This window comes from Streptomyces sp. KMM 9044 (assembly GCF_024701375.2).
In the GTDB taxonomy this organism is placed as follows: Bacteria; Actinomycetota; Actinomycetes; order Streptomycetales; family Streptomycetaceae; genus Streptomyces.
Window position 1 is genome coordinate 1,691,159 of the sequence record NZ_CP113910.1, and the last position, 15,142, is coordinate 1,706,300.

Below are 15,142 nucleotides of genomic sequence, written 5' to 3' on the forward strand. Positions count from 1 at the left end.
CGCCCAACGCACCGTCAAACCCGCGGCGGACTGCCGGGGTGGAACGGTCGGGGGTTCACGCCGCTCTCAGTACGCCGGGAGGGTCCGGGGGCCGAGGTCGTCGCGGGCGGGGGGCGGGGCCAGGCGTACGGAGGCGCCGAGGACGCTCACCCCGCGGGTGGCGACGACGACCGGCTCGAGGTCGGCCTCGACGACCTCGGGGTGGTCGTCGACCAGCCTCGACACCCTCAGCAGCAGCTCCTCCAGGGCGGGGGTGTCGACCGGGGCCGAGCCGCGCCAGCCGAACAGGAGGGGTGCGGTCCGGATCGACCTGACCAGGGAGGTCGCCTCCCGGTCGGTCACCGGGATCAGCCGGTGCGCCATGTCCCCGAGCAGTTGCGACGGGGGGCCGGCGAGCCCGAAGGAGAGCGCGGCCCCGGCGGCGGGATCGATCACCGCGCGGACGATGGTGTCGACACCGCGCGGTGCCATCCGCTGCACGACGAGGCGCAGTTCCTCGGGCGTGCCGAGCTGCTGCGTCAGCTCGGCGTAGGCCCGGCGCAGTTGCTCCTCGTCCACGATGTCCAGCCGTACACCGCCCAGGTCGGCGCGGTGCCTGAGGTGCGGGGCGGTCACCTTGAGGGCGACGGGCCGGCCGAGGGTCCGGGCGGCCTCGACTGCGGCGTCGGCGGTGGGGGCGGGGAGGGCGCGGTGGACGTGGATGCCGTAGGCGCCGAGCAGGGCGCAGGTCTCCTCGGGGCCGGGGGTGAGGCTCTCCCCGCGCGTGAGCTGCGCGTCGATGAGGGCGGCGGCGCTCCGCTCGTCGATGTCCTCGTACGCGGGGACCTTGCCGGGGTCGGCGGCGTCCCGGCGCCACTGGGCGTAGGCGACGGAGTGGGCGAGGGCCCGGACCGCTCGTTCGGCTGCGGGGTAGGCGGGGATGAGATGGGCGTCCTCGGGGAGACTCACGGGCGTGGACGGGGTGGCCGGGCCGGGGCTCCCGGGGGCGGCCGGTCCGGCGGCGGACGGCGCCCCGGGGGTGGCCGGGCGCTGACCGGCGGAGGGTGCGGAGCCGGGGTTCTGCGCCCCGGGGGGGTTCTCGGCGGCCGGAGTGGGCTGCGGGGCCGTGCCGGCCGCCGCCGAGAGGGCCTCGGCCAGGCCACCGAGTTCCACGTGGACCACCAGGACCGGCTTGGACGGCGTCGCGACGGCGGCCGAGCGCAGCGCCCCGGCGAGTGCCGCGTCGTCGGCCGGCGGCTCCCCCAGCGCGGGGATCGCGGTCACGACGACCGCGTCACAGGTGTCGTCGGCGAGCGCCAGGGACAGCGCGGCGTGGAAGTCCGCCGCCGACGCCCCGGTGGTGAGGTCCAGCGGGGGGTGCGGGCGCAGCCCCTCGGTGAGGCAGGCGTCGTAGGTGAGCAGGCCCAGGGACTCGGAGTTGCCCAGGATCGCCACGCGGGGGCCGGACGGCAGCGGCTGACGGGCGAGCAGGAGGCCCGCGTCGACCAGTTCCGTGATGGTGTCCACCCGGATGACCCCGGCCTGCCGCAGCAGCGCGGAGACGGTCGCGTGGGACAGTCGCGTCGCGCGTACGGCGTGGCCGCGGGGTCCGGAGCCGTGGCGGGCGCCCTGGACCACGACCAGCGGCTTCGCGGCGGCGGTCCGGCGGGCGAGACGGGTGAACTTGCGGGGGTTGCCGATGGATTCCAGGTACATCAGGACGACATCGGTGTCGGGGTCGTCGTCCCAGTACTGCAGGACGTCGTTGCCGGAGACGTCGGCCCGGTTGCCGGAGGACACGAAGGTGGACACGCCCGTGACACCGGTGACGCCCCCGCCACGCCGGTGCAGCCGCGACAGCAGGGCGATGCCGATGGCTCCGGACTGGGCGAACAGGCCGATGCGGCCGGAGCGCGGCGTCTGCGGTGCGAGCGAGGCGTTCAGGCGTACGTCCGGGGAGGTGTTGATGACGCCGAACGCGTTCGGCCCGACGATCCGCATGCCGTACGAACGGGCCTGGCGGACGAGGGCGCGCTGGCGCTCCCGGCCGTCGGGGCCCGCGTCGGCGTACCCGGCGCTCACAACGACGAGCCCCTGCACACCGTGTTCGCCGCATTCGGCGACGACCTCGGGGACGTGTCCGGCGGGCACCGCGACGACGGCGAGGTCGACCGGGCCGTCGATCTCCCGCACCGAGCGGTGGGCGGGCACCCCGGCGGCTCCGTCGAGTTCCTTCTGCTCCGGCGGCAGGGCCTTGTTCACGGCGTACAGGCGGCCGGTGTATCCGGCCGCCCGGATGTTGTCGAGGAGGCCTCGGCCCACGCCGCCGGGCGCGCGGCCGGCGCCTATGACGACGACCGAGCCCGGGGCGAGCAGCCGCCGCACCGAGCGGGCCTCTGCGCGCTGCTCGCGCGCCTGCTGCACGGCCAGGGAACGGTCCGTGGGTTCGAGGCCGAACTCCAGACGGACGACGCCGTCCTCGAAGCTGCGCTTCTGGGTGTATCCGGCGTCCGTGAACACCTTGATCATCTTACTGTTGGCCGGCAGCACCTCGGCGGCGAACCGGCGGATGCCGCGCTCCCGCGCGACGGCGGCGATGTGCTCGAGCAGGGCGGAGGCGATGCCCCGGCCCTGGTGGGCGTCCTGCACGAGGAAGGCGACCTCGGCCTCGTCGGCCGGCCCGGACGCGGGAGCCCCGTCGGGGCCGATCCGGTCATAGCGTACGGTGGCGATGAACTCGCCGCCCACGGTGGCTGCGAGCCCCACCCGGTCCACGAAGTCGTGGTGCGTGAAGCGGTGCACGTCCTTGGCGGACAGGCGGGGGTAGGGCGCGAAGAAGCGGTAGTACTTCGACTCGTCCGACACCTGCTCGTAGAAGCTGACCAGGCGCTCGGCGTCGTCGACGGTGATGGGGCGGACCCGCGCGGTGCCGCCGTCGCGCAGCACCACGTCGGCCTCCCAGTGGGCGGGATACTCGTGCCGGTCCGACGAGGTCTGCATGGGCCCCAGAATACGGCTCGCGTACGACAACGGCGCGAGGCAGTCTGTGGGGGCACGCACCGGACCGAGGCCGCGGTCCGGTGCCGCCGGGGAGTGGGAGCGAGTGCCCTTCCCCGGCTTGCTTCACGATATGGAAAACTGGTCTAGACAACATGAACTCCGAAGGGCAGCAACACATGGCTGAGCGCCGCGTCAACGTTGGCTGGGCCGAGGGCCTCCATGCCCGCCCCGCCTCCATCTTCGTCCGATCCGCCACGGCGACAGGCGTCCCGGTGACGATCGCCAAGGCCGGCGGCAACCCCGTCAACGCGGCCTCCATGCTGGCCGTTCTGGGTCTGGGCGCCCAGGGGGGCGAGGAGATCGTCCTCGCCTCCGACGCCGAGGGGGCCGACGCCGCCCTCGACCGGCTGGCGAAGCTGGTCTCCGAAGGGCTCGAGGAACTCCCCGAGACCGTGTGAAACACCCGGCAGCGGACAGAGCCGCGTCACCCCTTGCGGGCGACGCGGCTCCGTTGTTTTCCGTGATCTCCGGTTCACCTGCCCGCCGGTTTCCCCGCGCACCGCTCCCCCACACGCAATCCCGCGCTCACGAAAAATGGCAGGCGGATTCCACTTCCGCCGAATTACATTCTCTTGTATACGGTCTTTGTGTTAATGCCGGAGACTCGGTGTGTTTACGGGGTGTTGCGAGTTCCTCACGCGCTCGGGGCGGGCCGTCCGGTCGGCCCTCGCGGTGAAGCGCAGCCGGTGGGCGGCGGTGGCGCGCTCGGTGTGCAGTGCCATGACCGCACGCGCGCGCTCACCGTCACCGCGCACCACGGCGTCGACGATCGCGCCGTGCTCCGCCCAGCACTCCATGGGATCCCTCGTCCCGCGCACCTCGTACATCCAGCCGATCTTGTGCCGGAACTGGATCAGCGTCGACGTCAGCGCCGGACTGCCGGACGCCTGGGCGAGCGTCTCGTGGAACCAGCCGCCCAGTGAGCGCAGGTCGTCGCTGCTGCCCTGCCGGGCCCGCTCCTGGCCCAGCCGGACCAGGCCGCGCAGCACCTTCAGATGGGCCTCGGTGCGGCGCTGCGCGGCACGCAGGGCACCGAGCGGCTCCAGCAGCAGCCGCATCTCCAGCAGGTCGGCGGCCTCCTGCTCGGTGGGTTCCGCGACGCACGCGCCCGCGTGCCGCCGGGTGACCACGAAGCCCTCGGCCTCCAGGGTGCGCAGGGCCTCCCGGACGGGGACGCGCGAGACACCGTAGCGGCGGGCGAGGAGCTCCTCGGTCAGCCGGCCGCCACGCTCGTAGACACCCGAGACGATGTCGTCCCGGATCGCCGTGCACACCGAGTGCGCCGGAATACGCATGACCGACCTCCGAATTAATCCCCGCATAACGTCAACGGGTGACACCTGCTCCGTGACTCTATTGCAACGCGCGGGAATTTCCGACGGCGGACCGGGAATCATGTCCATTTTTTGGACAACGGGCAGCCGGAAACGCCGAAAGCCCCGACTCGGAGAGCCGAGCCGGGGCCGTTCCACGGAAAACGGGCACCTGGGGCGTCAGGTGATCACGCGGACATCGAGGTGTACACGGAGGTCAGGGAGACGCGCCCCCGGTCAGACGTTCGCGCCGTGAGCACGGAGGTACGCGACGGGGTCGATGTCGGAGCCGTACTCGGCGGTGGTGCGGGCCTCGAAGTGCAGATGCGCGCCGGTGACGTTGCCGGTGGCGCCGGAGACGCCGATCTGCTGGCCCGGGGTGACCTGCTGGCCCACCGAGACACCGACGGACGACAGATGGCCGTACTGGGTGTACGTGCCGTCGTGCATCTTGATCACGACCTGGTTGCCGTAGGCGCCGCCCCAGCCGGCCTCGACGACGGTGCCCATACCGACCGAGAGCACGGGGGTACCGCTCGCGGCGTGGAAGTCGACACCGGTGTGGGTGCCGGAGGACCAGACGGCACCGCCGGACAGGTAGCCGGTCGAGACGTAGGAGCCCGCGATCGGGGACACGAAGGTGTTGAGACGCTTGCGCTCGGCCTCACGCGCGGCGCGTTCCTCGGCCTCACGGGCCTTGGCGGCCGCCTCGGCCGCCTTCTCCCTGGCCGCCTCCTCGGCGGCTACGCGCGCGGCGGCCTGGGCCGCCTCGCGTGCGGCCTCGTGCTGGGCGGAGGCCTGGGCGTCGACCCTGGCGGCGACCTCGTCGCCCATGGTGACCACGGGGGTCAGGCCGGTCTGTGCGGCGGGTTCGGCGGCGAGCGCCGGAGCGGAGAGGGAGCCGATGACACCGGTGCTGGTGAGAGCCGCGACGCCCGCCGCCTTGGCGGTGCCGCGATGCACACGGCTGGGACGACGGTGCTTCCCGGTGGCGCGGGTGAACGCCATGTACAGGGTGGTCCTTTCCTTCCTTCTCGCCTACCGGGTTAGCTGACGGGTTCGGAGCAGGAAGGTCTCCTACGGACCCCCTCGCGACACGCGCGGGCGTCCGATTCACCCCAGGGACTGCTGATGGGTCCCCGGCTCCCCTGGTTCGCACCGTACGGGGACTCGGCGATGACTGTCCGGTGCCGCGGGTGCGGCGCACTGCCCGACGAACAGACCGCCTGACGCTAAGCGGGACGTCTTTCAATTCCCAAACGAATCCCGGTTTTTGTAGCACATCCCACAGGTCATACAGGTACCTCCCATCCCAATTCGGACACAAAGGGGCCCTGGTGGCGTTCGCGTCACCAGAGCCCCGCGCGCGTGCGCGTACGGTGTGCGGCCGGACGGCCGCCGACAGCGCGCCGACGGGCCGTCTACTCGGCGGACACCACCGTGACTTCGCCGATACCGAGCGCCTCGACGGGCTCCTTGATCTGCGCCGCGTCGCCGACCAGGACGGTCACGAGGCGGTCCACCGGAAAGGCGTTCACTACCGCCGCGGTCGCCTCCACGGTGCCGGTGGCGGCGAGCCGCCGGTACAGCTCGGCCTGGTAGTCGTCGGGCAGGTGCTGCTCCACCTGGTCGGCGAGGGTGTCGGCGACAGCCGCGGCGGTCTCGTACTTGAGCGGTGCCACGCCCACCAGGTTCTGCACGGCGACGTCGCGTTCGGCGTCGGTGAGGCCCTCCGCGGCGAGGGTGCTCAGCACCGTCCACAGGTCCTGCAGGGCAGGGCCTGTGTTCGGGGTGTCGACGGAACCGCTGATGGCGAGCAGCGACGCGCCGGCGCCGTCCGGGGCGGACCTGAGGACCTGGCCGAACGACCGCACACCGTAGGTGTAGCCCTTCTCCTCGCGCAGGACGCGGTCCAGGCGGGAGGTGAGGGTGCCGCCGAGGCAGTAGGTGCCGAGCACCTGCGCGGGCCACACGCGGTCGTGCCGGTCCGCGCCGACGCGGCCGATGAGCAGCTGCGTCTGTACGGCACCGGGGCGGTCCACGATCACGACGCGGCCCGTGTCGTCGGCGGCGACCGGCGCGACGGGCTGCGGCTGGGCGGCCGATCCGGTCCAGGCTCCGAGGGTGTCGCCGAGCAGCTCGTCCAGGTCGGTGCCGGTGAGGTCGCCGACGACCACCGCGGTGGCGGTCGCGGGACGGACGTGCTTCTCGTAGAAGGCGCGTACGGCCGCCGAGTCGATGCCGGTGACCGTCTCCTCGGTGCCCTGGCGCGGGCGGGACATGCGCGACGCCGCCGGGAACAGCTCCTTGGAGAGTTCCTTGGCTGCGCGGCGGGACGGGTTGGCCAGCTCGTGCGGGATCTCGTCGAGGCGGTTGCGGACGAGACGCTCGATCTCGCTGTCGGCGAACGCGGGCGCCCTGAGTGCGTCGGCGAGCAGCCCGAGCCCTCTGGCGAGCCGGGAGGCCGGCACCTCGAGGCTCAGACGGACGCCGGGGTGGTCGGCGTAGGCGTCCAGGGTCGCGCCGCAGCGCTCCAGTTCGGCGGCGAACTCCTCGGCGGAGTGCTTGTCGGTGCCCTCGGAGAACGCCCGCGCGGTGATGGTGGCGACACCGTCGAGACCGGCCGGCTCGGCCTCCAGGGGCGCGTCGAGGAGCACCTCGACAGCGACGATCTGCTGGCCGGGGCGGTGACAGCGCAGCACCGTCAGACCGTTGCCGAGGGTGGTGCGCTCGGGGGCCGGGAAGGCCCAGGGCCGGGCCTCGCCCGCCTGCGGCTGGGGGTGGAAGTCCATCGTGGCGAGCTCGGTCACTTCGCCGTCTCCTCGTTCTCGTCGGTGCCGGCGGCTGCGGCTTCTTCGGTCTCCCCGGCCTCGGGAGCGACGGGCTCGTAGACGAGCACCGCTCGGTTGTCGGGACGCAGGCGGGCCTCGGCGACCTCCCGCACGTCCTCGGCGGTCACGTCGAGGATGCGTCCGACGGCGGTGAGGGCGAGTTGCGGGTCACCGAACAGGACGGCGTACCGGCACAGTTCGTCGGCCCGGCCCGCGACGGTGCTGAGCCGGTCCAGCCACTCGCGCTCCAGCTGGGCCTGGGCGCGCTCCATCTCCTCGGCCGTGGGCCCCTGCTCGGCGAACCGGGCGAGCTCTTCGTCGATCGCGGCCTCGATGACGGGCACCTCCACGTCACCGGACGTCTTCACGTCCAGCCAGCCCAGCGAGGGCGCCCCGGCCAGCCGCAGCAGGCCGAATCCGGCCGCCACCGCCGTGCGGTCCCGTCGTACCAGCCGGTTGTAGAGCCTGGAGGACTCGCCGCCCCCGAGGATCGTGAGCGCCAGGTCCGCGGCGTCGCTCGCGCGGGTGCCGTCCTCGGGCAGCCGGTAGGCCGCCATCAGCGCACGCGCAGGGACCTCCTCCTCGACGAGCTCACGCAGCTCCTCACCAATGATCTCGGGCAGCGAGCCGTCGCGGGGCTCGGGCTTGCCGTCGTGGGAGGGGATGGAACCGAAGTACTTCTCGATCCAGGCGAGCGTATGCTCCGGGTCGATGTCACCGACGACGGAGAGCACGGCGTTGTTCGGCGCGTAGTACGTGCGGAAGAAGGCGCGGGCGTCCTCCAGGGTGGCCGCGTCCAGGTCCGCCATCGAGCCGATGGGCGTGTGGTGGTACGGGTGGCCGGCCGGATAGGAGAGAGCGGTCAGCCTCTCGAAGGCCGTGCCGTAGGGGACGTTGTCGTAGCGCTGGCGGCGCTCGTTCTTGACGACGTCCCGCTGGTTCTCCATGGACTCCTCGTCCAGGGCGGCCAGCAGGGAGCCCATGCGGTCGGCCTCGAGCCAGAGGGCGAGCTCCAGCTGGTGGGCCGGCATGGTCTCGAAGTAGTTGGTCCGCTCGAAGCTGGTGGTGCCGTTGAGCGAGCCTCCGGCGCCCTGGACCAGCTCGAAGTGACCGTTGCCCTTCACCTGCCCGGAACCCTGGAACATGAGGTGTTCGAAAAGGTGGGCCAGGCCGGTACGGCCCTTGACTTCGTGACGCGAACCGACGTCGTACCAGAGGCACACCGCCGCGACGGGGGTCAGATGGTCCTCGGAGAGCACCACGCGCAGGCCGTTGGACAGCCGGTGCTCGGTCGCTGTCAGGCCGCCGGAGCCTGCCTGGGCGGTGGCCGTGTGACCCATGGGCATGTACGTCCCTTCGATCGCGGAGGCGGTCGTCGCATCCGCCGTTTGTGCCGGTCCTGCCACTGTATGCAAGCGTGCGGAGCACCGGTGAAGTTCCCGGACGGGACCGGCTACGCCGAGAGCGAGAACCACGGGTACGGGTGGGACGACGCGGTACACACGGGTTTCGTGGGGCGTACGGGATCGCAGGCGGCGCACGGGGTGTGCACCCGGTCCCGGTCCTCTCCTCCCCCCCCGCCCGCGGCGCAGGCGGGAAGTGCGCGTACCCTGCCGGCACCCCGCCCCCGGTCCCCGACGGAGGGCAGCGGCGGGGGTCATGGTCCCGGTTGTCGGTACGGCGGTCCACAATGGTCCGCGTCAGATACCGTCCCACGCTTCAGCAAGGAGCCGGCAGCGATGGCCCGCCGCAGCACGAAAACCCCGCCGCCCGACGACTCGTACGAGGAGCGGATCCTCGACATCGACGTCGTCGACGAGATGCAGGGCTCCTTCCTCGAGTACGCGTACTCGGTCATCTACTCCCGCGCCCTGCCGGACGCGCGCGACGGCATGAAGCCGGTGCACCGCCGCATCGTCTACCAGATGAACGAGATGGGCCTGCGCCCCGACCGCGGCTACGTGAAGTGCGCGCGCGTGGTCGGCGAGGTCATGGGCAAGCTGCACCCCCATGGCGACGCGTCGATCTACGACGCTCTGGTGCGCATGGCACAACCCTTCTCGATGCGGGTCCCCCTGGTCGACGGCCACGGCAACTTCGGCTCCCTGGGCAACGACGACCCTCCGGCCGCCATGCGGTACACCGAGAGCCGGATGACCGAGGCCACGAGCCTGATGACCGAGTCCATCGACGAGGACACGGTCGACTTCGCGCCCAACTACGACGGCCAGGAGCAGGAGCCCACGACCCTGCCCGCCGCGTTCCCCAACCTCCTGGTGAACGGTGCGTCGGGCATCGCGGTCGGTATGGCCACCAACATGCCGCCGCACAACCTCCGCGAGGTGATCGCGGCCGCCCGCCACCTGATCCGGTATCCGAACGCGGACCTCGACGCCCTGATGAAGCACGTCCCGGGCCCCGACCTGCCCACCGGCGGCAGGATCGTCGGCCTCCCGGGCATCCGGGACGCGTACGAGAAGGGCCGCGGCACCTTCAAGATCCGCGCGACGGTCACCGTGGAGGAGGTGTCGGCCCGCCGGAAGGGCCTGGTCATCACCGAGCTGCCGTTCACGGTGGGCCCGGAGAAGGTGATCGCCAAGATCAAGGACCTGGTCGGTTCGAAGAAGCTCCTGGGCATCGCCGACGTCAAGGACCTCACCGACCGCGCCCACGGCCTGCGTCTGGTCGTCGAGATCAAGAACGGCTTCGTGCCGGAGGCGGTCCTGGAGCAGCTGTACAAGCTGACGCCCATGGAGGAGTCCTTCGGCATCAACAACGTGGCCCTGGTGGACGGCCAGCCGCTCACCCTGGGACTCAAGGAACTGCTGGAGGTCTATCTCGACCACCGCTTCAACGTGGTCCGCCGCCGCTCGGAGTTCCGCCGCGGCAAGCGACGCGCCCGTCTGCACCTGGTCGAGGGCCTGCTCACGGCGCTGCTGGACATCGACGAGGTCATCCGCCTGATCCGCTCCAGCGACAACTCCGCGCAGGCGAAGCAGTGTCTGATGGACCGGTTCGCGCTGAGCGAGATCCAGACCCAGTACATCCTGGACACCCCCCTGCGCCGCCTCACCAGGTTCGACCGCATCGAACTGGAGGCGGAGCAGGAGCGGCTGAACACGGAGATCGAGGAACTGACCCGCATCCTGGAGTCGGACGCGGAGCTGCGCAAGCTGGTCTCGTCCGAACTGGCCACGGTGGCGAAGAAGTTCGGCAACGACCGTCGTACGGTACTGCTGGACGGGGCGGCAGCCCCGGTCGCCGCCGTGCCGCTTCAGGTGGCGGACGACCCGTGCCGGGTGCTGCTGTCCGACACGGGCCTGCTCGCCCGTACGGCGGACGCGAAGCCGTTCCCCAAGGGCGCGCACGCCAAGCGGGTCAAGCACGACATGATCGTCTCGGCGGTGCCGGCCACCGCCCGTGGCGAGGTGGGCGTGGTCACCTCCACGGGGCGCCTGCTGCGGGTGAACGTCATCGACCTCCCGCAGCTGCCGGAGTCGATGCCGACCCCGAACCTCTCGGGCGGGGCGCCGGTCTCGGAGTTCGTCTCCCTGGAGGACGACGAGCGGGTGATCTGCCTGACGACGCTCGACGAGTTGTCGCCGGGCCTCGCGCTCGGCACGGAACAGGGTGTCGTCAAGCGGGTGGTGCCCGACTACCCCTCCAGCAAGGAGGAGCTGGAGGTCATCACCCTCAAGGAGGGCGACCGGATCGTCGGCGGCGTCGAGCTGCGCACGGGTGAGGAGGACCTGGTCTTCATCACCGACGACGCGCAACTGCTGCGCTACCAGGCCGCGCAGGTCCGTCCGCAGGGGCGTCCCGCCGGCGGCGTGGCGGGCATCAAGCTCGCCGAGGGCGCGAAGGTCATCACCTTCACGGCGGTGGATCCGGGGGCGGACGCGGTGGTGTTCACGGTCGCCGGCTCGCGCGGCACGCTGGACGACTCCGTCCAGACGACGGCCAAGCTGACGCCGTTCGACCAGTTCCCGCGCAAGGGCCGGGCCACCGGCGGTGTGCGCTGCCAGCGGTTCCTCAAGGGCGAGGACTGCCTGTCCCTGGCCTGGGCCGGCGCCACCCCGGCCCGCGCCTCCCAGAAGAACGGGACACCGGTCGACCTGCCGAAGCCCGACCCGCGCCGCGACGGCTCGGGAGAGTCCCTGCCGAAGACGGTGGCGGTGGTGGCGGGCCCGGTCTAACCCTGCGGGTCGTCCTGGCCCCGCGGGTCGTCGGGCTCCCGTACGTACCGCAGCACGCCCCACATGCCCCGCTCGTCGGCGTGTGGGGCGCCGGGGTCATCGAGGGCGTCGCTGCCGCAGGCCTCCTCCAGTTCCTTGCGGAGGGCGGCGGTGTCGATGCCGGTCCCGATGAGCACCAGTTGCGTGAGCCGCTCCGCACCGGCCGGCCAGGGCTCCGGGGAGAACCGGAGGAACCGCCCGACGGCATGCACCGCGTACCGGTTCCCGGCGTCGTACGGCCCGAAGTCGACGTATCCCTTGATCCGGTAGAGCCCTTCCGGGCGGCTGTCGAGGAACCGGATCAGCCGCCGCGGACCGAGGGGCGTCGCGGAGGCGAAGGACAGGCTGTCGTACCGGGCGTGCAGATGCCCGGCGTGCTCGTCGTCCGCGGCGGACTCGTGCCGGTGCAGGTCGTCGAAGGAGAGCTGCCCGACACGCTCCTCACCGGGCCGGCAGTCGAAGAGGAACTCCGGATCGACGCGGCCGTGCACGGCGGGAACGACGGCGGCGCGGTCCACGAGCGACCGCACGGCGCCGAGCACGCCGTGCGCGTCCGCCGCCCGGTCGAGCTTGTTCACGACGACCAGGTCGGCGAGGCCGAGATGCCGGTCGATCCCGGGATGCCGGGCCCTCGTCTCCTCGAACTCGGCGGCGTCCACGACCTCTACGAGCCCGCCGTACACGATCCGGGGGTGTTCGCAGGCGAGCACCATCCGCACGAGTTCCTGCGGCTCGGCGAGACCGCTGGCCTCGATGACGATGACGTCGATCCCGGCGGACGGCCGCGCCAGCCGCTCGAGATACACGTCCAGTTCGCTGCCGTCGACGGCACAGCACAGGCACCCGTTGCCGAGCGAGACGGTCGAGTCTCCGAGCGCTCCGGCCACCGCCATGGCGTCGATCTCGATGGCACCGAAGTCGTTGACGACGGCCCCGATACGGCTGCCACCGCTGTGGTGGAGGAGGTGGTTGAGCAGGGTGGTCTTCCCGGATCCGAGAAATCCGGCCAGGACGACGACCGGAATCTGCCGACCACTGCTGCGCTCCACCACGCGACCCCTCTCATGCCCACGCGTACCCCGGCTCGCGCCTCGGCGTACGTCCGGGAATCGACTGACTCCCCAGGATACGAGCGGTGGGGACAGTGACGAAGTGAACGATTGTTAGCAGCGTTCGCGGGGCAGACGTGGGACAGGGCGACGGATTGCGCGACCCTCGCTTCCCTCCGTGCGCCGCCTCTCCGCCTTTCCGCCGATCAGAGCCGCTCGGCCCCCTGGAAGGCGGCAAGTGCCGCCCACCGCTCGCCGGTCCCCTGCAGTCGACCTGCATCCCGACGGCCGGCGGACGGCCGCCTGATCGGGGGCAACTGACATGGCCACACGGAAAACTGGCAAGCGCGGGCTTGACGTCGCCGCGGTGGCGGGACTGGGGATGGCCGCGGGCATCCTCGCCACCGCGGCGGTTCGACGCCACACGCCGGAGTACCTGCACTCCCGTCTGGAATGCCTGGAACAACAGGCGGACACCCGGCGGCAGGCCAATCTGGCGAGCCAGCAGCGCCAGCACTGGGAGTTGCTGGGCAAGGCGATGGACGACCCCGAACTCGCCGCGGTCCTGGACATCTTCGAGATTCCTGTCACCGCGCAGAAGCGCCGCCAGTACCTCTTCGCCAACGCCCTGTACACGAACCTGCTCTGCTACCACCGTATCGGCAACCTCAGCCGGGACGAGTTCTTCAAGCACGCCCGGGGCATGTTCCAGAACCCGATCGCCAGGGGAGTACGGGTACGCGACTCGGCAGCAGCGCGCGAGCCTCACGGGAACCGAGGAGGCGGAACTCGGCCGGCTGATCGACGACCTGCTGCTTCGGCTCGACGAGGCCGACACCGACGAGTGGTGGGTGGTCGGGGACCCACCACGTGAGCCGCGGGGGCCGCCCCGGAGCGACCCCGCCGCGAAGGGCGGACCTGTCCGGACGGCACGCCCAGGCGTCCGGGATATCCGTCTTCGCCCTGGTCAGGGTCTCCCGGGGGATCACGACGATGCGTTCGTAGTCGGCGCGCGCCGCGTCCTCGGGCAGTTGGGTATCGAGCGAATCAGTCGCATCCGTGCCGATGACCGCGAAGTTCCCGTCCACCAGCTCGAAGGTGTCGGGGCATGTCCCGCCACCCGTACTGCCTCGATGACGTGGAGCGACACCGAGACGGCGGATGATCTGACTCACTGTTGAGTTTCCCTTGTTCTCACGGCACAAGCGGGCCCGCGCCCGCAACCACGCGATGCGCGATGGATCGTCGCGGCCGGAGCACGGCACAGACACGGGACTCACCACGGCACAGCCACCTCGCACCCCGACGGGCGCAACGCCTGCGCGCATCCATATCAGCTCCGGAGTTTCTCCCACGGCGGGTTGCGCCAAGGCATGCCGCCCTGCACACGGGAGCAACTCAGGTTAGGCTCACCTCTGTGAGTACGTGCTCAACCGCTTCCCGCGAGCTCGACGAGCCCGTTGCGGGAACCGCAGCCACCGCGAGGACCTGGCTCCTGCTGGAACAGCCCGGTCCCTGGGGCCCCAAGGCGCTCACCTCGAGCCACCTCGACCCGGCCCTGGGCCGGGCCCTGGAGGCCGCCGCGTCGGGCACCGGGGTGCGTATCGCCCTGATCAGACGCTCCGGACGGCACGCGGACCACAGGACGTCCGCCACCCGTCAGGTGTACGTGGCCCACACCGTGCCCGACAGCACCTGGCTGCACACCGCCACGACCACGGACCCGGAGCGCCTGCTCGACCTCGACTTCGCCGCCCTCGGCAGGGGACACAGCGGCACCTTCGCCACGGCGCTCGACGGGCGGCCGCACGAGGGCGCCCCGCTCGCCCTCGTCTGCACCAACGGCAGGCGCGACCGCTGCTGCGCACTCCTCGGCCGCCCCCTTGCGGCCGAGCTCGTCGCCTCCGGCGTCGAGGGCGTCTGGGAGGTCACCCACCTGGGCGGACACCGTTTCTCGCCCACGGTGCTCGTGCTGCCCCACGGCTACGCGTACGGCAGGGCCGAGGCGCATGCCGTCAAGGAGGTGCTCCACGGCGCGCAGGAGGGCCGGATCGTGGTGGAGGGGTGCCGAGGGAGCTCCGCCTGGGAACGCCCCGGCCAGGCGGCCGAGCTGGCCGTGCGCAGCGAGGTGGGCGAGTACGCCGCCGCGGCGCTGACCGTCGTACGGACGGACGGCGCGGCCCCGCGCTGGGAGGTGCTCGTCGCGCACGCCGACGGGCGCCGCTGGCGGGTGGAGGTGGCACAGGGCTCGTCCCTGCCGCCCCGCGCGGAGAGCTGCGGGTCCGCACTGGGCTCGCCCGCGCGGATGGACGTGGTGGCGGTCCGCGAGGTGACCCTGGCGGCGCTCGCGAGCTGACCCGCCGCGCGCGGTCACGCGCGGAGACCGGCTCCTCCCCGCGCGTGGGAGCGCACGCGGGCTCCTCTCCGCGTGTGCGAGGCGATCCGCGCCACCTGCCCGCGGCCCCCGGCGGCCGTCCACGTACCGTCATGAGTATGCGCACCACTCCCTTCGCCCGCCGTCTGCGCCTCGGTCTGCCTCGGTCTGCCTCGGCGGGTCTTCTCGCAGGTCCTGCTGATGCAGCTGGCGATCGCCGCGGGGGTCGCGGTGCTCGCGACCGGGCTGTTCCTCGCCCCGCTCGGTGGGCAGCTGGACGACCAGGCGATGCGCCGCGCGC

The 15,142-nt window shown here is 71.9% G+C and carries 10 protein-coding genes, 1 pseudogene and 1 riboswitch; of the genes and pseudogenes, 4 read left to right on the plus strand and 7 right to left on the minus strand.

Annotated features, from left to right (window positions below; translation table 11 throughout):
- Positions 1-66: 66 nt before the first annotated feature.
- On the minus strand, positions 67-2,979 hold the full coding sequence (locus tag HUV60_RS07665) for a bifunctional acetate--CoA ligase family protein/GNAT family N-acetyltransferase (RefSeq protein WP_257848124.1): 2,913 nt from the start codon (positions 2,977-2,979) through the stop codon (positions 67-69).
- A 176-nt stretch (positions 2,980-3,155) separates the two neighbouring features.
- Here HUV60_RS07665 and HUV60_RS07670 point away from each other — a divergent pair, with 176 nt between their 5' ends.
- Positions 3,156-3,437, plus strand: a complete 282-nt coding sequence (locus HUV60_RS07670) for an HPr family phosphocarrier protein (RefSeq protein WP_042172977.1) — start codon at positions 3,156-3,158, stop codon at positions 3,435-3,437.
- A gap of 192 nt (positions 3,438-3,629) precedes the next feature.
- Here the strand turns inward: HUV60_RS07670 and HUV60_RS07675 are convergent, their stop codons facing one another.
- From HUV60_RS07675 to HUV60_RS07690, 4 genes are all read right to left on the minus strand, one after another.
- On the minus strand, positions 3,630-4,334 hold the full coding sequence (locus HUV60_RS07675) for a GntR family transcriptional regulator (protein ID WP_257848123.1): 705 nt from the start codon (positions 4,332-4,334) through the stop codon (positions 3,630-3,632).
- Between the two features lie 255 nt (positions 4,335-4,589).
- Positions 4,590-5,360, minus strand: a complete 771-nt coding sequence (locus HUV60_RS07680) for a M23 family metallopeptidase (protein WP_257848122.1) — start codon at positions 5,358-5,360, stop codon at positions 4,590-4,592.
- Between the two features lie 13 nt (positions 5,361-5,373).
- Positions 5,374-5,538, minus strand: a riboswitch (cyclic di-AMP (ydaO/yuaA leader).
- A 235-nt stretch (positions 5,539-5,773) separates the two neighbouring features.
- Positions 5,774-7,162 carry a M16 family metallopeptidase gene (locus HUV60_RS07685; RefSeq protein WP_257848121.1) on the minus strand — a complete coding sequence of 463 codons (1,389 nt, stop codon included), beginning with the start codon at positions 7,160-7,162 and terminating at the stop codon, positions 5,774-5,776.
- The gene (locus HUV60_RS07690; RefSeq protein WP_257848120.1) at positions 7,159-8,529 is read right to left on the minus strand and encodes a M16 family metallopeptidase; all 1,371 of its coding nucleotides are present in this window, start codon (positions 8,527-8,529) and stop codon (positions 7,159-7,161) included. Before HUV60_RS07690 ends, HUV60_RS07685 begins: the two co-directional genes overlap by 4 nt.
- A 393-nt stretch (positions 8,530-8,922) precedes the next feature.
- Here HUV60_RS07690 and HUV60_RS07695 point away from each other — a divergent pair, with 393 nt between their 5' ends.
- Positions 8,923-11,379, plus strand: coding sequence for a DNA gyrase/topoisomerase IV subunit A (locus tag HUV60_RS07695; protein ID WP_257848119.1), 2,457 nt, complete (start codon positions 8,923-8,925; stop codon positions 11,377-11,379).
- On the opposite strand, the gene HUV60_RS07700 is transcribed toward HUV60_RS07695, so the two are convergent.
- Positions 11,376-12,467, minus strand: a complete 1,092-nt coding sequence (locus HUV60_RS07700; RefSeq protein WP_443047234.1) for a CobW family GTP-binding protein — start codon at positions 12,465-12,467, stop codon at positions 11,376-11,378. The two genes, HUV60_RS07695 and HUV60_RS07700, sit on opposite strands and share 4 nt — an antisense overlap.
- A gap of 322 nt (positions 12,468-12,789) precedes the next feature.
- Here HUV60_RS07700 and HUV60_RS07705 point away from each other — a divergent pair, with 322 nt between their 5' ends.
- A complete protein-coding gene (locus tag HUV60_RS07705) occupies positions 12,790-13,341 on the plus strand; it encodes a DUF6082 family protein (RefSeq protein WP_257848117.1) in 552 nt (183 codons plus the stop codon).
- Positions 13,342-13,405: 64 nt separating this feature from the next.
- Here HUV60_RS07705 and HUV60_RS07710 read toward each other — a convergent pair.
- Positions 13,406-13,642: pseudogene (locus HUV60_RS07710) on the minus strand (hypothetical protein); the annotation flags it as partial.
- Positions 13,643-13,884: 242 nt separating this feature from the next.
- Here HUV60_RS07710 and HUV60_RS07715 point away from each other — a divergent pair.
- Positions 13,885-14,823 carry a sucrase ferredoxin gene (locus HUV60_RS07715; RefSeq protein WP_257848116.1) on the plus strand — a complete coding sequence of 313 codons (939 nt, stop codon included), beginning with the start codon at positions 13,885-13,887 and terminating at the stop codon, positions 14,821-14,823.
- The last annotated feature ends 319 nt before the right edge of the window (positions 14,824-15,142 follow it).